The 21,345-nt window shown below is 63.0% G+C and carries 18 protein-coding genes; 10 read left to right on the forward strand and 8 right to left on the reverse strand.

Annotation, left to right across the window (positions count from 1 at the left end; translation table 11 throughout):
* Positions 1–15: 15 nt before the first annotated feature.
* Both oxc and H1204_RS23620 read right to left on the reverse strand, forming a co-directional pair.
* On the reverse strand, positions 16–1,755 hold the full coding sequence (gene oxc / locus H1204_RS23615; protein WP_042311226.1) for an oxalyl-CoA decarboxylase: 1,740 nt from the start codon (positions 1,753–1,755) through the stop codon (positions 16–18).
* A gap of 231 nt (positions 1,756–1,986) precedes the next feature.
* Positions 1,987–2,706, reverse strand: a complete 720-nt coding sequence (locus H1204_RS23620) for a GntR family transcriptional regulator (RefSeq protein ID WP_131243742.1) — start codon at positions 2,704–2,706, stop codon at positions 1,987–1,989.
* 282 nt (positions 2,707–2,988) lie between these two features.
* Between H1204_RS23620 and H1204_RS23625 the strand changes: the two genes are divergently transcribed.
* On the forward strand, positions 2,989–3,366 hold the full coding sequence (locus tag H1204_RS23625) for a hypothetical protein (RefSeq protein WP_180733287.1): 378 nt from the start codon (positions 2,989–2,991) through the stop codon (positions 3,364–3,366).
* A gap of 226 nt (positions 3,367–3,592) precedes the next feature.
* Here the strand turns inward: H1204_RS23625 and oxlT are convergent, their stop codons facing one another.
* The 3 genes from oxlT to H1204_RS23640 form a co-directional block, all read right to left on the reverse strand.
* Positions 3,593–4,912, reverse strand: a complete 1,320-nt coding sequence (gene oxlT / locus H1204_RS23630) for an oxalate/formate MFS antiporter (protein WP_180733194.1) — start codon at positions 4,910–4,912, stop codon at positions 3,593–3,595.
* A 440-nt stretch (positions 4,913–5,352) separates the two neighbouring features.
* Positions 5,353–6,072, reverse strand: a complete 720-nt coding sequence (locus H1204_RS23635; RefSeq protein WP_036000882.1) for a GntR family transcriptional regulator — start codon at positions 6,070–6,072, stop codon at positions 5,353–5,355.
* 226 nt (positions 6,073–6,298) lie between these two features.
* A complete protein-coding gene (locus H1204_RS23640) occupies positions 6,299–6,598 on the reverse strand; it encodes a hypothetical protein (RefSeq protein WP_180733195.1) in 300 nt (99 codons plus the stop codon).
* Between the two features lie 317 nt (positions 6,599–6,915).
* On the opposite strand from H1204_RS23640, the gene H1204_RS23645 reads away from it, so the two are divergent.
* Positions 6,916–8,262, forward strand: coding sequence for a metallophosphoesterase (locus H1204_RS23645; protein WP_180733196.1), 1,347 nt, complete (start codon positions 6,916–6,918; stop codon positions 8,260–8,262).
* 16 nt (positions 8,263–8,278) lie between these two features.
* Here the strand turns inward: H1204_RS23645 and H1204_RS23650 are convergent, their stop codons facing one another.
* Positions 8,279–8,632: a DUF1428 domain-containing protein gene (locus H1204_RS23650; protein ID WP_180733197.1), complete on the reverse strand. Its 354-nt coding sequence runs from the start codon at positions 8,630–8,632 to the stop codon at positions 8,279–8,281.
* Positions 8,633–8,828: 196 nt separating this feature from the next.
* Between H1204_RS23650 and H1204_RS23655 the strand changes: the two genes are divergently transcribed.
* The 8 genes from H1204_RS23655 to H1204_RS23690 all read left to right on the forward strand — a co-directional run bounded on the left by H1204_RS23655 (position 8,829) and on the right by H1204_RS23690 (position 18,007).
* On the forward strand, positions 8,829–9,215 hold the full coding sequence (locus tag H1204_RS23655; RefSeq protein ID WP_180733198.1) for a DUF2946 domain-containing protein: 387 nt from the start codon (positions 8,829–8,831) through the stop codon (positions 9,213–9,215).
* A 113-nt stretch (positions 9,216–9,328) separates the two neighbouring features.
* Positions 9,329–10,210, forward strand: coding sequence for a hypothetical protein (locus H1204_RS23660; RefSeq protein ID WP_180733199.1), 882 nt, complete (start codon positions 9,329–9,331; stop codon positions 10,208–10,210).
* Between the two features lie 13 nt (positions 10,211–10,223).
* A complete protein-coding gene (locus H1204_RS23665; RefSeq protein ID WP_180733200.1) occupies positions 10,224–10,583 on the forward strand; it encodes a copper resistance protein CopC in 360 nt (119 codons plus the stop codon).
* A gap of 226 nt (positions 10,584–10,809) precedes the next feature.
* Positions 10,810–12,288 (forward strand): mechanosensitive ion channel family protein, encoded by a 1,479-nt coding sequence (locus H1204_RS23670; protein ID WP_180733201.1) that lies wholly within the window; start codon positions 10,810–10,812, stop codon positions 12,286–12,288.
* A gap of 841 nt (positions 12,289–13,129) precedes the next feature.
* The gene (locus H1204_RS23675) at positions 13,130–13,840 is read left to right on the forward strand and encodes an ABC transporter ATP-binding protein (RefSeq protein ID WP_180730996.1); all 711 of its coding nucleotides are present in this window, start codon (positions 13,130–13,132) and stop codon (positions 13,838–13,840) included.
* Positions 13,833–16,430 carry an FtsX-like permease family protein gene (locus H1204_RS23680; protein ID WP_180730997.1) on the forward strand — a complete coding sequence of 866 codons (2,598 nt, stop codon included), beginning with the start codon at positions 13,833–13,835 and terminating at the stop codon, positions 16,428–16,430. The genes H1204_RS23675 and H1204_RS23680 overlap by 8 nt, the downstream gene beginning before the upstream one ends.
* Positions 16,430–17,542 (forward strand): carotenoid 1,2-hydratase, encoded by a 1,113-nt coding sequence (locus H1204_RS23685; RefSeq protein ID WP_180730998.1) that lies wholly within the window; start codon positions 16,430–16,432, stop codon positions 17,540–17,542. The genes H1204_RS23680 and H1204_RS23685 overlap by 1 nt, the downstream gene beginning before the upstream one ends.
* Positions 17,543–17,698: 156 nt before the next feature.
* Positions 17,699–18,007, forward strand: coding sequence for a DUF4148 domain-containing protein (locus tag H1204_RS23690; RefSeq protein ID WP_180730999.1), 309 nt, complete (start codon positions 17,699–17,701; stop codon positions 18,005–18,007).
* A 40-nt stretch (positions 18,008–18,047) separates the two neighbouring features.
* Here H1204_RS23690 and H1204_RS23695 read toward each other — a convergent pair whose 3' ends face one another.
* Entirely contained in the window at positions 18,048–19,376 is a 1,329-nt protein-coding gene (locus H1204_RS23695; RefSeq protein WP_180731000.1) for a sorbosone dehydrogenase family protein, read from the reverse strand.
* A gap of 498 nt (positions 19,377–19,874) precedes the next feature.
* Positions 19,875–21,233 carry a TAXI family TRAP transporter solute-binding subunit gene (locus H1204_RS23700; protein ID WP_180731001.1) on the reverse strand — a complete coding sequence of 453 codons (1,359 nt, stop codon included), beginning with the start codon at positions 21,231–21,233 and terminating at the stop codon, positions 19,875–19,877.
* Between the last annotated feature and the right edge of the window lie 112 nt (positions 21,234–21,345).

The raw sequence follows: 21,345 nt of genomic DNA on the forward strand, positions 1-21,345 counted from the left end.
CGTGGTTGGCTGATGTCACTTTTTCATTGCCGCGCTTTGCGGGTTCAGATTGGTCAAGCGTCCGCTTTCGGTGCCGGCCGCTTCGTCGATCACTGCGTTGATGAGCGTCGGCTTGCCGGATGCGATGGCTTCCTTCACCGCTTTATCCAGTTCTTCCGGCGTCGTCACGTTGTAGCCGATGCCGCCGAATGCCTCGATCATCTTGTCGTAGCGCGCGTCCTTCACGAACACCGTCGGCGCAACGTCCTTGCCGCCCGTCGGGTTCACGTCCGTGCCGCGATACACGCCGTTGTTGTTGAAGATGATCGTGCACACAGGCAGGTCGTACCGGCAGATCGTTTCGAGTTCCATGCCGCTGAAGCCGAACGCGCTGTCGCCTTCGATCGCGAGTACCGGCTTGCCGCTCGTCACGGCTGCGCCGATCGCGAAGCCCATGCCGATGCCCATCACGCCCCACGTGCCCGAGTCGAAGCGCTTGCGCGGCTGATACATGTCGATGATGGCGCGCGCATAGTCGAGCGTGTTCGCGCCTTCGTTGACGACGTTGATATCCGGGTTCGCCTTGACGATGTCGCGCAGCACGCGCAGCGCGCTGTGGAAGTTCATCGGCGACGGATTCTTCGCGAGCGTCGCAGCCATCTTTTGAAGGTTCGTGTTCTTCTTCTCGCTGACGGCGTCGAGCCATTCCTTCGGCGGCTGCGGGAAATTGTCGCCGACCTGATCGACGAGCGACGCCACGCACGAACCGATATCGCCGACGATAGGCGCCGCGATCGCGACGTTGCTATCCATTTCCTGCGCCGAGATATCAATCTGCACGAACTGCTTCGGCTTGCCCCAGGTCTTGCCCTTGCCGTGCGACAGCAGCCAGTTCAGCCGCGCGCCGATCAGCACGACGACATCGGATTCAGCCAGCACGAACGAGCGCGCCGCCGAAGCCGATTGCTCGTGCGTGTCGGGCAGCAGGCCCTTGGCCATCGACATCGGCAGATACGGAATGCCCGTCTTTTCGATGAACGCGCGGATTTCCTTGTCGGCCTGCGAGTATGCTGCGCCCTTGCCGAGCAGCACCAGCGGACGCTTTGCGCCCTTCAGCAGATCGATGGCGCGCTTGACGGAATCGGGCGCGGGCAGCTGGCGCGGCGCCGCGTCGATCACACGTACCAGCGACTGTTTGGCCTTCACGGCGTCGATGGTCTGCGACAGCAGCTTCGCCGGCAGGTCCAGATACACGCCGCCCGGACGGCCCGACACGGCAGCGCGAATCGCACGCGCCAGACCGATGCCGATGTCTTCCGCGTGCAGCACGCGATACGCAGCCTTCGCGTACGGCTTCGCCGCGTTCAACTGATCCATCTCTTCATAGTCGCCTTGCTGCAGGTCGACGATTTCGCGCTCGCTCGATCCGCTGATCAGGATCATCGGGAAGCAGTTCGTCGTGGCGTTGGCGAGTGCCGTGAGGCCGTTCAGGAAGCCCGGTGCTGACACCGTGAGGCAGATGCCAGGCTTCTGCGTCATGTAGCCCGCGATGGCGGCTGCATGACCTGCGTGCTGCTCGTGACGAAAACCGATAAAGCGCATTCCTTCGGCTTGCGCGAGGCGCGCGAGGTCGGTGATAGGAATGCCGACCAGACCAAAAATCGTGTCGATATCGTTCGCTTTGAGCGCATCAATGACGAGGTGGAAACCGTCCGTCGTTTGTTGTGCGTTCTCTTCAGCGGATTCTTGCGGTCTGATCTCAAGTACATCTGCCATGACGTCTCCTCCTTGGCCGGGTGTTGTGTGGCGTCTCGTGATATACAATATTCCAAACACAATATTAGTCAACGGATTTTTGCAGGTGCTTCAGGTTTCATCCGGTATTGCTGCATTGCAAAAGTTGGCTAGCGCTTTGTGTCTGAAGGGTCTGGGCGCCTGAATCGTGCATCGCATCAAGTGCCCGTTCGGGATTGTCCTGGGGTCGCTATCTGTTGGTGACGGCGGCCCTCAGTCCAGAAAATCGCAATGCGCTTCGACATACAGCGCGAGGTCGAGCGAGTGCTGACGCACCAGCGCTTCGACGCGCTCGGTGTCGCGCGCTTCCAGCGCCTCGATGATGCGCATGTGGTCTTCGATCGAACGCGACGCGCGGTCGCTCTGCGCGATCGTCATGCGCCGTATCGCGCGCACGTGCATGAAGATGTTCTTGATCGTGTCGAGGATGATCTGCGAGCCGGATAGCTCGACGAGCGCCTGGTGAAACGCGATGTTCACCTCGGAGTACTCCTCGATGTGATCGGTCGGCGTGGTCGAATGGAAGTCGTCGAACATCGCGCGCAGCCTCGCAATGTCTTCACTCGACGCGCGCTGTGTCGCCAGACGCGCCGCCACGCTTTCGAGCGCGGCCCACATGCAGATCATCTCGACGATCTCTTTCTTGGTCTTGCGCAGGATGTAGACGCCGCGGCGCGGCACCGTGCGCAGGAAGCCTTCCTGTTCGAGCAGCGTCATCGCCTCGCGCACGGGCGTGCGGCTCACGCCGAGCGCCTCGGTCAGCTCCTTTTCATCCAGCCGCACTTCGGTGCGCGAGTGATAGATATCGGTGTTCGCGATCGCGTGCTTGAGTCGCGCGTACGCCTGATCCCGCAGCGAAGCTGTCGCGCTGATCGGCGTGAGATTCAGGCTCAACGGGATCGTGCGGACATTTTCTTGCGTGTCGGTGGACATGGTCGACGTGTCTCCTCAGTGTCGAAAACGGTGGTGGCCCGCTCGACGGAAGCGCCGGATAAGGCGCGACCGTTCGGCCCTTCTGCATGTCTTAAAATACCGTCTTGCATATGTGCAATACTGTATATCACATATCTCGTGGTCACCAATTCTCCTGCACCCTAGGTCTGTAGCAGGCTTTCCATAAACGTTAGCGAATAGTTTTCAAAGAAAACTTTAACTATCGTGAATCCATTGACGCGCCTAAGCTGTCTTCACGCAATCGATGAACTGGAGAGCATGATGCGCAACGCACACGATCAACACCGGACTCACTACGAGCGCGCAATCGAGGCGCAGCTCTGCGCGTTCAATAGCGCCTTCGCGGACCTCGGTTTGCGCTTCCGCTGGGACGCGCAGACGCTGACGTCGCTTGCGACGATCGACGGCGAACACGCTCGCGTCGTCGCTTATCTGGAGGCGCATCAGGCGCATTTGCTCAATGCGTACAGCGCCGAGTTCCTGAGCGCGGCGATTCTCGCGAAGAAGAGCGCCCATACGCCCGAAGTGCTGCCGACGCGCATCGATACGTCGAGCGATGCGCAACGTTCGAATCGTTCGGGCTTTTCGTTTTCGCAGTACTTTGCCGATGACGGCGTGCCGGCTCTTGCAGGCGCCTGAAGAACGGCAAGCCGCACAAGAAGCGAAACAGGACGCAAGCAATCTCCCGCGCTGATGAAGCGCGGGAGATTTTTTATTGGCTCGTAGATTGTTGAGAGAGCGGGTTCGGCGCAAACCCGCGAGAGTCAAGCGGACAAAAACAACAAAGCGGTGCGCCGCCCTTTCAGGCCACGCACCGCTTCAAGATTTCAATGATGAACCCGCAGCGCCGGAATGGCGCCCTGCCTCACTCGCCCGAGCTTGCGCTTAATCGCGACGCATTGGCCGACGAAGAGGACGCAGACGTCCCCGACTCGATCAACCGTGCGCGCATCGGTGCCAGCACGAACTTCGCCGACACGCCCGCCGCAATCGTGATAACAGCCGACACGATGAACACCAGGCTCCAGCCACCCGTTGCCGACAACACCGACGCGAGCGGCACCAGCAGCGCCGCCGTGCCCTTCGCCGTATACAACGTGCCCGCGTTAGACGCCGCAAACTTGCTACCGAACGTATCCGCGCAGATGGCCGGGAAGATCGAGAAGATCTCGCCCCAGAACATGAAGATCAGTGCCGCGAACGTCATGAACGCATACGGGTTCTGGCCGTACTGCATCATGCCGAGCAGCGCGAGCCCTTCGCCGATGAAGATCGCGAACATCGTGTTCTCGCGGCCGATCTTGTCGGAGATGAAGCCGCACAGCGGACGCGTGAAGCCGTTGCAGATGTTGTCGATGGACAGCGTCATCGTCAGCAGCGGCAGCGTCATGCCGAACATCGTCATCGGCAGTTTCGCGAGGCCCCAGTCCTTCGCGATCGGGCCAATCTGGGCCGTCGCCATCAGGCCGCCCGCCGCGACCGCGACGAACGCTGCGTAGATCACCCAGAACACGGGCGTTTTGATCATCTGCCCCGGCGTGTAATCGATCTTGCTGACCGCGAACTTGCGCTTGATGTTCGATGCGGCGCGCGTCGTCGGCTTGTGCAGCAGCAGCGCCAGCACGAAGATCGCGACGCCCTGCAGGATGCCGAAGAACAGGAACGTGTGCTCGTAACCTGAGCGCGTAATCATGTTTGCAATCGGAATCACCGTGACGGCCGCGCCCGCGCCGAAGCCCGCTGCCGTCAGGCCCGCCGCGAGACCGCGCTTGTCCGGGAACCACTTCAACGCATTGCCCACGCACGTGCCGTACACGCCGCCCGCGCCGATCCCGGCGACGACGGAGCCGATATAAAGCTCAGGCAGCGTCGTCGCATGCGCGAACAGCATCCACGCGAGGCCAGCGCAAATCGCGCCGCCCGCGACGACAGGACGCGGACCGAAACGGTCGACGAGCCATCCTTCAATCGGTACGAGCCACGTCTCCGTGACGATGAAGATCGAGAACGCAAGCTGAATCGATGCTTCGCCCCAGTGGTGCCGCGCGTTCATCGGCGCGACGAAGAGAGTCCATGCATATTGAAGGTTGGCAACGAGTGCCATGCACAGCATGCCGATCACCAGTTGACACCAACGGTTCGAAAATAGACCGCTTCCCGTCGCCTGTCGGGTGTTTCCATTCATGAGCATCGTCTCCGCATTTCTAGTGTTTTCGATGCAAGCCGCGCGATACGTGATCGCGTTGCCCGCATCCGCCTTGCTGTTTTCTGCTGTGTTCTTCTACCCGGCGCTGGGGACTTTTGACAGACCCGTGTAGTTAACCATTCAAACATGTTTCAGTCTTTACATTTTTATTCCAGCGGCCTGCGGATTTTCCCCAATGCAATGCGCTTAAAAGCGTTGATTGCACGCGTTAACCCTTAAAGCAGAACGCATCCGGGCGAACCCATCGTACGAGCGCGCAGGGGATTGGGAATAATTAAAGAAAGTTATCGAATGCATTCGCGATCGTTTATGGATGCGATGGCACGGGGCGCGCAGAGAAGCTCGCCGGTTGGCAATGAGGGAAGATGCGGACATCCGGGAACGGATGCCCGCGATAGATCAGGGAGAAGCGACTGCTCTCAATCGAGAAAGTCGCAATTTGCCTCGATGAAGGCGGCGAGGTCGAGCGAGTGCTGGCGCACGAGACGCTCGGCGAGTTCGGTGTCGCGCTTTTCCAGTGCCTCGATGATGCGCAGATGGTCGACGATCGAACGCGACGCACGGTCGCTCTGCGAAATCGTCATGCGACGAATTGCGCGCACATGAATGAAGATGTTCTTGATCGTGTCGAGAATGATCTGCGACTTCGACAGCTCGACGATGGCCTGATGGAACGCAATGTTCGCATCCGAGTACTCGGCGATATGCTCCGCCGGCGTCGAATCGCGGAACTGGTCGAACATATGACGCAGCCGCGCGATTTCTTCGTCCGTTGCGTGCAGCGTGGCGAGACGCGCGGCCATGCTTTCCAGCGCGGCCCACATCTGCACCATCTCGACGATCTCGCGCTTGCTCTTGCGCACGATGTAGATGCCTCGGCGCGGGATCGTGCGCACGAAGCCTTCCTGTTCGAGCAGCGTCATCGCCTCGCGCACAGGCGTGCGGCTCACCCCCAGTGATTCGCTCAGCGCGCGGTCGTCGAGGCGTATTTCGTCGCGCGACGCATAGATATCGGCATCGGCGATCGCCGCGCGCAGCATCGCGTAGGCGCGATCACGCAAACTGGCGCTCGTCCCGATGGGTTGCAGTGACAGGGTGAACGGCGTAGCCGCTGGCTGACTGTCAAGTTCTGACGACATGCATCGCCTCTGATCCGGTCGGTGCGAATGAGCACCGTAGTTGGCTCGAGCGGCGCACTGCGCCGCTCCCGTATCCGCGCCCGTCAACTGGCTTCAATGTCACGCGGACTGTGAACGTATTTAGTATATCAGCGCGTGAGGTATTGTCGATCAAAGCCGCATCAGTGCTGGCTGCGCAGCTTCGCCACGCGAGTCGCGCAGTGTAGCGTGCGCCCGGCAAAAAAGCCTAAGGATTCGGAACTGTCGATGCGGCGCCCGTCGCGGCTGCCGTCAACGCCTCGGGCGCCGAGGACGCTTCGCGCGGCGCTTCCTGCGCGATCGTGCCGCATTGCAGCTGGCCGTTGTCGCTGGATTCGAGTTCGGCGGCGTTCAGGTTCGCGCAGGCAGCTTCGACGATCGTGCCGATGTCGTGCCGGTTGCGCTCGCGCGCGGCGTGCTTCATTTCGCTCTGGAGCCAGCCGCTGAAACTGACGACGGCGAACACGGCAACGGTGAGCAGTACGGACTCGGTCTTGGACACACGCATCTTTAATAGGGCTTTGCAGGAGGGACGGCCAGATACGTTATCGGCAGCGGCGCGGAAAGCTTGAATGGTTTGAATTCAGCGCGCGCGATAGAAGCCATCGAACCCGGCGATGCGTGCATTAACGACGAGCAATCGAGCGATTCAGCTTCATGCAAATTGTGTTGCGCCAATCGTCTTGGTGTTAGCCGAATTGATCCATTAGCCTGTCGCCTGCTTCAAGCTTCCATACCGCGAACATTACTCCCGGCTTTCGCATTCGATTCGAAAAGCCGCAATATGCAATACGGATTTCGCCTATCCGATCATTGGAGACCACCATGGCCGTCGAACCCGCGAGCTTCCGCGATCAATTCGTCTCGCTGTTCCAGTCAGCCGTCGATCAGGTCGTGCGCAGCACGACGCCCTCCGCGACGCTCGCCTCGCGGCCTGGCACGGACAACGCGCTCGTCAACGCGGCAGCGACGATTGCGTCGCTGAAGTCGCAAGGCGAATCGGCCTTGCCCGACGTCGCGCCGGACGAAGTCGCGCAGGACGCCTGGACCTGCGCGAAGATGGGCTTCGCGCTGATGGAAGCGCGCGCACGCGGCGACGCGGCCGGCGCCGACAGCATCGAGAACGATCTGCGCTTCAACGTCTGCGATCCGGCGTGGATCAAGGTCATCGAGAGCTACATGCAGTACTTCGGCCCGGACGGCAAGCGCGCGTCGATTCCGTACCGGCGCGCGGCCGCGATTGGCCCCGTCACGGTGCCGCTGAAAGCAGGCGCAACAGTCGCGCTGATCGCCGACTGGGGCACGGGAACGGATGTCGCCGTGGACTTGCTGAAGCAGGCCGCGCTGCAAAACCCCGACGTCGTGATTCATCTCGGCGACATCTACTATTCGGGCACGCCGCAGGAATGCGATGCAAACTTCAGGAACATCGTCGACAGCGTGCTTTCGCGCAGCACGAAGGACGTACCCGTCTACACGCTTTCGGGAAACCACGACATGTACTCGGGCGGCGCCGGCTATTACGGGCTGATCGACACGCTCAACGATCACGCGCGCCTTCAGCCTGCCAGCTTCTTCTGCCTGCGCAACGACGACTGGCAGTTCATCGCGCTGGACACAGGGCTGCACGACTACAACCCGTTCGACGGAACGGAAGTTCTCACGTTTATCGAGCAGGACGAAGAGGACTGGATCGTCGAGCGCATCGCCGAATTCAGCGGCAAGACGATCCTGCTTTCGCATCACCAGCTGTTTTCCGCGCTGTCGCAGATTGGACCGTTGCAGACGGGCGGCAAGCTCATCGCGCACAACCCGAAGCTGCTCGCGAGCTTCCAGCGTTTCGCGAAAGCCGCCAGGCAGCCGGTTAGCGCATGGTTCTGGGGCCACGAGCACAACCTGAGCATCTATCAGCCGTACCTCGGATTGAATCGCGGACGCTGCATCGGACACGGCGCGGTGCCTGTGATCGTCGACGGACCGGAGAATACGCCGGACGCACGCATCGTCAATCCGCCCACGCTGCAAAACGTGCTGCTGAAAGAAGCGGACACGATCTACATGCACGGCTTCACGATCATCCGGCTCGGGCAAGGCGCGCAGAGCGGGCAGGCGTCGGCGGAGTACTACGAAAGCAGCGACGGCACGACGCCCATGTTCACGGAAACGCTCTAGCGCCCGCCGAACGCCGTCACACGTCGACGATCACTTCGAAGCCGCCGTAGATCAGCCGCTTGCCGTCGAACGGCATCGTCATCACATCCGGTTGAAGACGCGGATCGGCCATCACCTTGCCCATGCCTTCGTCGCGCTTCGCGCGCGAAGGCCAGACGACCCACGAGAACACGACCACTTCGTCCGGCTCGCGCTTAACGGCCAGCGGAAACGACGTGAGCTTGCCTTCGGGCACGTCGTCGCCCCAGCATTCGACGACGTTCAGCGCGCCGAACTCCTTGAACACGCCCGCCGCCGTCTCGGCGTGCTTGCGGTAAATGTCGCGATTCTCCGCCTTCACTGCCACCACGAATCCATCCACGTAGTTCATGCCGCTCTCCTGTACAAAGTCGTCAGATGCCGGGCATAAAAAGCGCCGCTGCCCGGTTCTACAAAGACGACGATCGACGCGACAGCAAATCGACAGTTTCGCGAAGATTTTCATGTCCAGATGCGCGGCGGGCGTTCACTGCATGCCGCGCCGATGTCATAATCCGCGCAGGATCCCACACACGTTTTCAATCAACATGGCGAGCCGGTTCCATCGGAAGATTGGCTGCATTCTCGGATTGCTCGCGATCCTGATGGCGGCGCTCGCACCCACCGTCTCGCAGGCCATTGCGGCGAGCCGCGGCGCGTACGATCCCGCCGCCGCGCTCTGCTCCGCCCAAACGGCCAGTCCCGCCGACACGCAAGAGGACGACACCGGCAATACGCACACGCTTGCCTCGCACTGGCATGCGTGCGGCTATTGCAGCCTGCTCGCGCATACTCCCGTGCTGCCCGCGTCGCCGTCGACGTTCGCGCTGACGGTCGCCGCGATCACGCAGCGTGTAGCGGTTCGCTTCGAAAGCGTCGCGCTCATCACGCCGTTCGAAAGCGCGCAGCCGCGCGCGCCGCCCGTGCATCTCTGAGTCGAACCCGCGTACCCGCAACGCCGTCACGGCGTTGCTGTATTCGCGCACGCCGCGTCGCCGCCTTCTGGCGCGTACGCGGCCGGCGCGCGCTCCCACTCAGGATGACCTACATGAATATCCGATACGCCAGGCGCGGCATGCTGCCGTTCGCCGGCTGCATCCTTGCAGCCCTGCTCGTTCCGTCCATTTCTCACGCGCACTCCATTGCAGGTGACCGCGTCTTCCCCGCCACGCTGGCCGTCGACGACCCCGGTGTCAGCGACGAACTCAATCTGGAATATGGCCACCAGCGCGTACGCGGCGACAATGGCGACCAGAGCGTCAACAGCTTCAGCTTCGAATACGACAAGCTGATCACGCCGCGCCTCGCGGTGTCGATCGGCGGCGCCTATGTCGGGCAGAACAATCCGACCGCGCACGGCTTCGACAACTTCAGCGTCGGCCTCAAGTACCTGCTGTATGTGAACGAGGCGCACGAGTTCATGACGTCGGTCGGCGTCAACGCGGACCTGGGCGGCACGGGCAGCCACGCGATCGGCCAGAGCTTCTCGACCATCTCTCCGACGATCTTCGCCGGCAAGGGCTTCGGCGACCTGCCCGATTCGCTCGCGTATCTGCGCCCCATCGCGATCACGGGCGAAGCGGGCCCCGCGTTGACGACGGGCACGGGCCAGCCGAATGCGTTCGACTACGGCGTGACCGTGCAATACAGCCTGCCCTATCTGCAGCAGCACGTGCGCGACGTTGGCTTGCCGCAGCCGCTCTCGAATCTGATACCCATCGTCGAAATTCCGTTGTCGCGCAGCCAGGGGCAAACCACGGGCACGGTCAACCCGGGCGTCATCTGGATCAACCGTTATGGGCAATTCGGCATCGAGGCGCAGATCCCCGTGAATCACGCGAGCGGTTCGCATGTCGGCGTGCTGGTGCAGGCGCATCTGTTCTTCGACGACATCGCGCCCACGACGATCGGCAAACCGCTTTTCCCGTAACGAGGACACGACTATGAACACGACACGACTCGTGGCGGCGCTCGCGCTGTCACTCATGCTGACGCCGCTCGCGGCGCTCGCCCATGTGTTTCCGCAGAAGCAGGAGCCCGGCGCGGGCACGACCGTCGAAGCACCCGCCAAGGTGACCATCACCTTCGATGGCCCGCTCGAACCCGCCTTCAGTTCATTGACCGTCACGGATGCGGCGGGCAAGCAGGTGAGCACCGCGAAATCGACGGTTGATGCGCAGCAGCCGAGCATCGCGTCCGTCGCGCTGCCCGCGCTGCCTGCGGGCAAATACACGGTGCATTGGGTCGCGGTGGCATCGGACGGTCATCGCACGCACGGCGACTACTCGTTCAATGTGAAGTGACGCGTGAAGTGGCCGCCCGCGCCGAACCCCACGTACGCTCTGCTGCATCGCGATTAAAAATGTCGTAAAAACTGGGCTGAATGCGCGGCGCGCGGCGCCATGAAACTGGACATGGCGCCGCGTTGCACGAGGCCGTGCTACTGTCGCAAACAGTCGTTACCAACGACGATTGCATGCGGCTGGTGTACACATCGCTTTGACCGTTCAACCCCGCTATGGAGTGTGCGTGAACAATCCGCTGATTTTTGGCTTTGCGCTCGTCGCAGTCGATGTCGTGATCTGGCGTTGCACCACACCCAAAAACGAAGTCGCGCGGCTGCTGGTGCGCCTGTGCATTTACGCGGCCTTTAGCGCGCTGCTATTCGGCTCGGGCCTGAGTCCTTTCTCGCAGGCACCCTATGCGGATTCGAAGCCGCTGCACGTGCTCGGCCAGGTGCTCGAAATCATCTGGTGGCTGATGGGCGCGCGCCTGCTGAGCCTTGCGCTCGACACGCTGCTGTTGCCGCAGACCTGGCGCCGTCAACGGCTCTTCTCGGACGTGTTCGGCGCGGTGGTGTTTCTTGCGGCTGTCGTTGCGGCGCTTGGCTTCGTGCTCGAGCTGCCGGTGCGCGGGCTGGTCGCGACCTCGGGCGCGCTCGCGATCGTGCTTGGGCTTGCGATCCAGAGCACGCTCAGCGACGTGTTCGCCGGCATCGTGATCAACACGACCGAGCCGTATCACATCGGCAACTGGGTGACTATCGACGGCGTCGAGGGCAAGGTGCTGGAGATGAACTGGCGCGCGACGCATCTGCTGACATCGCAAGGCAATATCGTGATTGTGCCGAACGCTGTCGCGGCGAAGGCGAAGATCACGAACAGCAGCCGGCCGCCGTCGCTGCACGGCGTCACCGTCACTCTGGAGATCACGCCCGAAGCGCGTCCGAGCGTGGTGCTGGCCGCGCTCGAACGGGCGCTTGCGGGTGTGCGCGCGGTGATCGCCGATCCGGCGCCCTATGCGCTTGTGAAGCGGACCAGCGTGATGTCCGTCACGTACGAGGCGACCGCGTATGTCGACGACATGGGCAAGAAGCTTGCCGTTACGAATGAGCTTTATGACTTGTGTTACCGGCAGTTGCAGGCGGCGGGTGTCGAACTGAGGCCGCTTGGGGTTGGGTATGCGCCTTCGTCTTCGCCTTCGCCTTCGCTGGCGCAGCAGACCGATCCGCGCGTTGCGCTGCTGCGGCGCGTGGAGATATTCGCCGCGTTGACGGCGGATGAATTGCAGCGTCTTGCGCCTATGCTTTCACGTCGCTCGTATGAGCGTGGTGACACGGTGGTCACGCCGGACAAGGTGCTCGACCATTTGACCATCGTCGATTCGGGTGTGCTTTCTGTCGTGGCTGAAGATGCGTCTGGGCCCGTCGAAGTGATTCGTCTTGGGCCGGGTGATGCCTTGGGCGAATCCGGTCTGCTGGCAGGCATGCCGGCGCGTGTGACCATCTCGGCGCTTACTTCGGCGACTGTTTATCAGTTGAAGAAGGAAGACTTGACGCCGCTGCTCAAGGACAAGCCCGACGTCGCCAGGGAGATGTGTCAGATGCTGTCGCGGAGGCAGGATACTTTGGGTAAGCTCGGGACGCCGACGCCTGTTGCTCAGTCGGAGCAGTCGATTTTTCAATGGCTGCTGGATGGGATGAAGAAGTTGCACGATCTGACTTTTTGATTTTTTTTGTCTGCGACGCTGGGTGGTGGTTTGGGGTTTGTGGTGGCATTGGCGGTTTGGTTGTTCTAGTCTTTGCGCTGCGCTGGCATCCGCGATGCGTTAGCGTGCTTCACGCGTCGCCCCTGTGCGGGGCGGCACCTACTTTTCTTTGCCGCCGCAAAGAAAAGTAGGCAAAAGAAAGCGGCTAACACCGCCAGCTTTTGTTTTTGCCTGAGGGCCCCCAAAGGGTCTTACGGTTCAAACGGCAACGCACCTGTTCACGTGCGTTGCCAACGCGCTGAATGAGCGCCTCACCCGCTTCGCATTCCCATATTTGGGCGAGCGGCAGCGAATGGTTTGCGCCGCCCAGGTGGCAAACTGTGTGTAGGTTGTCGCGTCGTACAGGGTAGCGCTCTTACATGGTGGCACGCATGCGCTATCGGTCCGAAGTGAGGCATGTGGAGCACCTGGGGCCTACACACAGTTTGCCACCTTGGCGGCGGTGGCATACCTGGCACGGCATGCTGTAACGCGGGGGTGTGAAGCGGGTGATGAGCCCTGTAAGAGCGCTGGCAACTAACATGGGTCACGTGATTGCCGCGTGAAGTGTAAGACCCGTTGGGGGCCCTCAGGCAAAAACTAGCGCTGGCGGTGTTAGCCGCTTTCTTTTGCCTACTTTTCTTTGCGGCGGCAAAGAAAAGTAGGTGCCGCCCCGCACAGGGGCGACGCTTGAAGCAAGCTAACAAAGCGCGGATGCCAGCGGAAAGGCTAGAACAACCAAACCAAACCGCAAACCCCAGCAAAAAACCCAAACCACCACCCAGCGTCGCAGACAAAAAAAGCACACACCTCAAGGACCCAAATGCCGCCCCCGGCCCCCCGCCCTGCCCTCGAATGCCGCTCACTGAGCAAAGCCTACGCAACAACCCGCGTAGTCCTGGCCAACCTGGACTTCAAACTGGAAGCAGGCGAATTCATCGCCATCATGGGCGACTCAGGCGTAGGCAAATCAACGCTACTCAACCTGATAGCGGGCCTGGACCGCGCCGACAGCGGTGAGGTGCTAATCGACGGCACGCCCGTCTCAACGCTGAACGACGACACCGCCACCCGCCTGCGCCGCGAGAAACTCGGCTTCGTCTTCCAGGCGTTCCACGTGCTGCCACATCTGACGCTCGCGCAAAACGTCGCGCTACCGTTACTGCTGAACGGCATCGCGCCCCAACGCGCACTCGACATGCTCGCCGCCGTCGGTCTGGAAGGACGCGGAAACGACATGCCGCGCCAGCTATCAGGCGGCGAACTGCAGCGCGTCGCCATCGCTCGCGCCCTCGTGCATCGTCCGACACTGATCCTCGCCGACGAACCCACGGGCAATCTCGACCCCGACACCGCGCATGAAGTGCTCGCGCTGCTGCGCGAAGAAACCAAGGCAAATGGCGCAGCGACAATGATGGTCACGCATTCGCAAGCGGCCGCCGCCGTCGCCGATCGCGTGCTCATCCTGAGCGAAGGCAAGCTGCACGCGATGCACGCAACATCGCCCCACGCATCGCGCCAAAACCATGAATGACACAGCGCTAAACGCAACCGCGCACCGCGCGCATCCCACGCACCACGGACTGCGCACGCTCACGCGCTGGCTGCTCGCTGCCGAATGGCACAGCCACAAAGGCCGCGCGCTGATCGCGATTGCAACCATCGCGCTCGGTGTCGCACTCGGCTACGCCGTGCAACTGATCAACAGCGCCGCGTTCAACGAATTCTCAGCGGCGACGCGCAGCCTGTCGGGCCAGGCAGACTTGCAGGTGCGCGGCGCGCAGCCCACGTTCGATGAAAGCGCCTATCCACGACTCGCAGCACAACCCGGCGTCGTGCTCGCCAGCCCCGTGCTCGAACTCGACGTGACCGTGCCGGACCGCACCGCGCCGCTGAAAGTACTCGGCATCGACATGTTCCGCGCGAGCCGCATCGCGCCCGATCTGACGGGCGTAACAGACAACGACCGCCCGCTCGACGCCCTCGCCAGCGACGCCATCTTCCTCTCGCCCGCCGCGCAGCAGTGGCTCGGCGTGCGCGTCGGCGAGACCGTGACGTTGCGCAGCGGCACGTCCGATGTGCATCTGCGCGTGGCGGGCGGCATCGTCAGGGCGCGGCCCGGCCAGCGCATCGCGGTGATGGACATCGCAGCTGCGCAATGGCGCTTCGGGCGCATCGGCAAGCTGTCGCGTGTCGATCTGCAACTCGAACGCGGCATCGATCGCGAACGGTTCAGACGCGCGCTGCAGGACCAGCTCGGCAGCCGCTTCGCCGTGGGCGAAACGCGTGATGTCGAAAGCCGCACCGACCGGCTGTCGCGCGCCTACCGCATCAACATGAACGTGCTTGCGCTCGTCGCGCTGTTCACGGGCGCGTTTCTCGTGTTCTCGACTCAGGCGCTCGGCGTGGTGCGCCGGCGCGCCCAGTTCGCGATGCTGCGCGTGCTTGGCCTCACGCGTGCGCAGTTGTTGCGGCAGATTCTGCTCGAAGGCGCGTTGCTCGGCACGCTCGGCTCGGTGGCGGGCATCGCGCTCGGCTTCGCGCTCGCATATGTCGTGCTGCGCTTTTTCGGCAGCGATCTGGGCGGCGGCTATTTCCCCGGCGTTCAACCGACGGTCGGCTTCGAGCCCATCGCCAGCGCGATTTTCGTCGTGCTGGGTATCGGCGTGGCGCTGCTCGGCAGTCTCGTGCCCGCGCTCGAAGCGGCGCGCGCGCATCCCGCTCCCGCGCTGAAAGCAGGCGGCGAGGAAACCGCGCTCGGCAAGCTGTCGACACCGTGGCCCGCGCTGATCTGCATCGCCCTCGGCGTGGCGCTGACGCAGACACCGCCCGTGTTCGATGTGCCGATTGCGGGCTATCTCGCCGTCGCGCTGCTGCTGATCGGCGGCATTGCGCTGATGCCGCGCGTCACGTCGCTGCTGTTTCGCATGCTGAGCCGTACGCTCGACGGGAACAAAAGACAGCGCCCCGCCACGCCCGTCGTCACGCTTGCGCTCGCGCGCCTCGCGAATGCGCCGGGCCAGGCATCGATTGCAATGGGCGGCGTGCTGTCGAGCTTCACGCTGATCGTCGCGATGGCGATCATGGTGTCGAGCTTTCGCGTCTCGGTCGAAGACTGGCTCGCGCATCTGCTGTCCGCCGACGTCTATGTGCGCGTCGCGCCGAACGGCGACACGGGCGGGCTGAACCCGCAGCAACAGGCGATGCTCGCCGCCACGCACGGCATCCGGCACGCAGCGTTCGCGCGCACCTCGCAACTGACGCTCGACGCATCGCGACCGTCCGTCGCCTTGCTGGCACGCGAAATCGATGCCGCCGATCCCGGCGCGAACCTGCAGATCACGGGCGAGATTTTGCCGCCGTCCGCGTTGCGCGCTGGCGAGACGCCCGTGTGGGCGTCGGAAGCGATGGTCGATCTGTATGGCTATCGCGTCGGCCAGCGGCTGACGCTGCCGATCGGCGAGCACGGCGCAGTGTTCGTCGTCGCGGGCATCTGGCGCGACTACGTGCGGCAAACGGGCGCGCTGCAAATCCGTCTCGCCGACTACCGGCGCCTCACGGGCGACACGGGCGCCACCGACGCCGCCCTCACCCTGGAACGCGGCGTGAGCGCCGCGCAAGCCATCGCTGCGATGCGCGCATTGCCGTTCGCCAGCGCGCTCGACTTCGCGCAACCCGGCGAGATCCGCGCGCGCACGCTGACGATCTTCGACCGCAGCTTCGCCGTCACGTATCTGCTGGAAGCCGTCGCGATCGTGATCGGACTGTTCGGCGTCGCGGCGACGTTTTCGGCGCAGACGCTGTCGCGCTCGCGCGAGTTCGGCATGCTGCGACATGTGGGCGTGACGCGCGGACAGATCCTCGCGCTGCTCGCGACGGAAGGCGGACTGCTGACCGCGCTCGGCATCGCGATGGGCTGCGTGCTCGGCTTCGCGATCAGCCTGATCCTCGTGTTCGTCGTCAATCCGCAGTCGTTTCACTGGAGCATGTCGCTGCATGTGCCGTGGACGCTGCTATCCGTGCTGGCAGTCGTGATGCTCGCATCGTCGTGCACGACGGCCGTCGCGGCGGGCCGCCGCGCGGTCTCCGTCGATGCCGTGCGCGCCGTCAGGGAGGATTGGTGATGCGTGCCGCCCGTAGCCTGTTGCTCGTGTTTGCGTGCCTGCTTCGCGCAGCGTTTGTGTTCGCGGCCGAACCGCAGTTCGCGGTCGTCTTGCCCGGCAAATCGATCGAACTGCCTCGCGACACGGGCGCGCATCCCGCGTTTCGCACCGAATGGTGGTACGCGACGGGCTGGCTGGAGACGCCCGATCATCAACCGCTCGGCTTCCAGATCACCTTCTTCCGCTCGGCGACGGGCCACCCGGCCAGCGATCCGAGCGCGTTCGCGCCGACGCAGTTGATCATCGCGCACGCCGCGCTCAGCGATCCGAAGCGAGGCCGCCTCGTGCACGACCAGAAAATCGCGCGACAAGGCTTCGGCCTCGCATACGCAAAGCCCGACAACACCGACGTTCGGCTCGATACCTGGCGCATGGTCCGCGCGCCGGACGGTCACTACGACGTGAGCGCCGACGCTGCCGGCTTCGCGCTGCATCTGACGTTCACGCCGAGCCAGGCGCCGCTGCTTCAGGGCGACAACGGTTTCTCGCGCAAAGGACCGCTGCCGGAGCAGGCGAGCTACTACTACAGCGAGCCGCAGCTGCGCGTGACGGGCAGCGTCACGCGTCCATCCGCCGATGGCGCGAGCCGCGCGCCAACGCCAACGCCCGTCACGGGCAGCGCGTGGCTGGATCACGAATGGTCGAGCACGCTGCTCGCGTCCGATGCCGTCGGCTGGGACTGGCTCGGCGCGAACCTGACTGACGGCGCCGCGCTGATGGCGTTCAAGGTGCGCGCCGCCGATGGGCGCGCAGTCTGGGCACACGCCGCGCTGCGCACGGCCGACGGACACGTCACGCAGTACGGCCCCGGCGACGTCGACTTTTCGCCGACCCGCCACTGGCGTTCGCCGCGCACGAACACGCAATATCCCGTAGCGACCGTCGTCCGCACGGGCGATACCCGCTGGCAACTGACGCCCTTGCTCGACGATCAGGAACTGGATTCGAGCGAATCGACGGGCGCGCTCTATTGGGAAGGCGCCGTCACCATCAGCCGCGACGGGCAGCCTGCGGGGCGCGGCTACCTCGAACTCACCGGCTACGGAAAAAAGCTGAAGCTCGGACGGAACTGACGCTCGCCCAGCGGGCGTTCAAGGGTAAACCCTGAAATCTGGAAAAGTCACTTCCACCGGATGGCCTTAATCTTAAGCGACTACTTACCTACACTTGCTTCAACTGATTGCGAACAGGGCTGTTCGCAAAGTCGAAATCAAAGTTGGAGGTTCATCATGAAGTCGCTGATCAAGGCTGTTGCCGTCGCTGCTGTGCTCGCTATCCCCGCTGTGTCGTTCGCTCAGTCGAACCAGCCCGTGACTCGCGCTCAGGTCCGCGCCGAACTGGTTCAGCTGGAACAGGCCGGCTATCGCCCGGGCGCAGGCACGGAAGCGCACTACCCCGATGAAATCCAGGCCGCGCAAGCGCGCGTGAACGCACAGAACGGCGCAGCAAGCGGTTACGGCGGTGTCGCGAACGCGTCGCAGTCGGGCCGTCCTGGCGTGTCGGCTGCGGACTGGAATGCGATGTACAGCCGTCCGTAAGTCGCTTGATGCCCGCTTCACTCTGACGTCTGGCTGGCGTCTATTTCGCGCCCGCCGTTCCTGTCGCGGGCGCGATTCGCCACACCGCGTTGCCGACATCGTCGGCAACCAGCAGCGCACCGCGCGCATCCAGCGTGACGCCGACGGGCCGCCCAACCGCGTGCCCGTCCGGCGTCAGGAATCCCGTCAGAAAATCTTCCGGTCCGCCCGATGGCTTGCCATTCGCGAACGGCACGAAGATCACCTTGTAGCCCGCAAACGGCTTTCTGTTCCACGAGCCGTGCTGGCCGATGAACGCGCCGCCCCGGTAGCGATCCGGAAACAGCCTGCCGTCATAGAACGCCAACCCGAGCGATGCCGTGTGATTGCCGAGCGCGTAGTCCGGCGCGATGGCTCGCGCGACCATGTCCGGGTTCTGCGGCTTCACTCGCGAATCGATATGTTGGCCGTAGTAGCTGAACGGGAAGCCATAGAACGCGCCGTCTTTCACCGACGTCATGTAGTCGGGCACGAGGTTGTTGCCCAGTTCGTCGCGTTCGTTCACGGTCGTCCACAGCGTGCCCGTTTGAGGTTGCCACGCCAGGCCGTTCGGATTGCGCAGACCCGTTGCGTAAGGCCGCATCGTGCCGCTCGCGATATCGAATTCGACGATCCGCGCGCGGTCCGCTTCCGCTTCGACGCCGTTCTCCGCTGCATTGCTGTTCGAGCCGACCGTGATGTAGAGCCGCTTGCCGTCGCGGCTCGCAAGAATATTTTTCGTCCAGTGATGATTGATCGGACCGGCGGGTAGATCGGCAACCTTCACGCCTTGCGATGCAATCTTCGTTTCGCCCGTAACGTAATCGAAGCGCAGCAGCGCGTCGGTATCGGCGACATACAGTTGGTTGCCGATCAGCGCCATGCCGAACGGCGAATGCAGTTTGTCGATGAACACGCTTTGCGTTTCAGCGGTGCCGTCGCCGTCTGCGTCGCGCAGCAGCACGATCCGGTCGGGACTCGGCACGCCCGCGCCCGCGCGCTTCTGGAACTGCTTCGTGATCCACCCGACCACACCGCCGTTTTCGTCGTGCGGCTGCGGCGTGTTGGTCTCGGCGACCAGCACGTCGCCGTTCGGCAGCGTGTAGAGCCAGCGCGGATGCTGGAGATTCACGGCAAACGGCGTCACCGCAAAACCGGGCGGCGCGGTCGGATGCGTGCCGGCGGCACGCGTTTCGACAGGCGCGATGTGGACCGTCGGCACGAGTGATTGAGTGGGTGCAGGTAGTGTCGGCGAAGGGCCGAAGCTCGCTTCTTCCGGCGTCGTGGATGGCGCCGCGCAAGCGGCCAGCGGAACGACGACACTCGCGATCAGAAAGGGACGAACGCGCATGGAACCTCCAGCGTCAGCGCAACCGGGAGCGGCGCGATCGATGACTGCGCAGCAAATGTCTTGCCCGGTGCTCGCGATCGGCAGCTTGAGAGACGTTCAGATGGCAGCGGCGTGCTGACTTCTCCACAGATTTTGTTCACAAGGCTGTGGGTAACCTGGGCAAGACCCGCGCAACTCATTGACGCCATTCAGATTGCGCACGCTGCATCCGCCTCGCGTCACTCGCGCACGCTTCTTCTACGCGCAGACATGCCGCGAGGTTGTCCACAGTTTCCGTTGACAAGCCTGTGAGTATCCTGCGCAAGACTCACGTAACTCATTGATGCGACTCAGATTGCACGCAATGCACCGGTGATCGCTCGATACACGGCCTCGACGTTATCCACAGTTTTCGTGCACAACCCTGTGGACAACACCTGGACTCGCGCCTTATCCCACTGACGCATCACGACTTTTCTTCGCGACGTCATCAAGCAGCACGGCACGCATCACATCCCGCTACTGCCGCGCATGCGCGCGCTCCCGCACGCCTTCCAGCCGCTCTCGCACGAACCGCACATGCTCGCGCAGCACGTAGAACCCATCGGCATACGCAAGCGGCATCCGCAGCGTATTCAGCGACGCCTCGATGCCATCCAGTTCCGCGACCAGCTTCGCGCGCTCTTCCTCCGATGAACTGCGCATCGCGTCGCGTTCGATCGCGATCAGCGCGCCGTAGTACCGGTAAATCCGCGAGCGCACGCGCCAGGTGAACAGCGCGGGAATCAGCCGCAACGCGGGAATCAGCAGCACGGCGATCGGCAGCAGCAACACCAGCAACCTGTCGACCACCGTAGCGAGCCAGAACGGCAGCGTCCGGTACAGAAAGCTCTTGCCCGATTTGTAATACCGCGTCGCGTCCTCGCTGATGCGGAATTCGCGTGCGACGGAATTCGGAAACTGCCCAGCCTTCTGCAGCAGTCCCGCCGGCCCGTTCACTTCCTGCGCGGCTTCGATCAACAGATCGGATATCGCCGGATGCAGATTCGAGCGCGCCACCAGTTCGACGGTCGGGCTGATCAGATGAAGCGGTTCGGGCGGAATGCGGCGCCTCAGATCCAGCAGACCAATGGGGAGATCGAGGTTGTCGAGATAAGGAAAGATCCGCGTATAGGCATCCGCTTCGTTGAAATTCATCACCGAGACGCCAGGAATGGTCAGCAGGCGCAGGATCAACGCGCGCGTGGTCGAGTCGCCGCTCAGCAGCGCCGCGTCGACCTGGTTGGACACGAGTGCTTTGGCGGCGTCGAGCCCGTCGAGCGGCAAGAGTGTCGTATCGCCGCCCGGCAGAATGCCGTTCGCCCCGAGCAGTTCGAGCGACAGCATCCGCGTGCCGCTGCCTTCGCGGCCAATCGCGACCCGCTTGCCCTCCAGATCGGACAATTGCGACAGTCCCTTGCCGCGATACACGACGATCAGCGGCACATACGACACCGTGCCGAGCGACATCAGCGACGTCGTATCCCGGCCCGCCGAGACGCCGCCCTGCACGAGCGCGACATCCACCCTCTGCTTCGGGTCGAGCAACCGGTTGAGATTCTGCACGGAGCCATCGGACTCCAGCACGTTGAGCGTCACGCCATTGCGCCCGAGTATCTTTCGATATTCCTGCGCGTACTGCATGAACGAGCTGTCGTGCGGACCGGCGCTGATCGTAATCGTATGCGGCGGCGCGGGATCGACCAGCCATATCACGAGCCAGGCGAGCACGGCGAACAGCACCACGAACGGCAGAAACGACACGGCGAGATCGCGCCACATCGCATGCGTGTGGTCGCGAACGACTCGCGGAAAATGCTGACGAACATTTTTCTTCATGGCCCGGCTCGCCTCCGAGATGCATCATCGCCCATCGTAGCCGTCTCGCGCCGCTCTGTGGAGCACCTTGCGCGCGCCCGTCCTGGCCCGCTTCTCCGCACCCACGAACCGC

Origin of the sequence: Paraburkholderia sp. PGU19 (genome assembly GCF_013426915.1) — a bacterium.
In the GTDB taxonomy this organism is placed as follows: Bacteria; Pseudomonadota; Gammaproteobacteria; order Burkholderiales; family Burkholderiaceae; genus Paraburkholderia.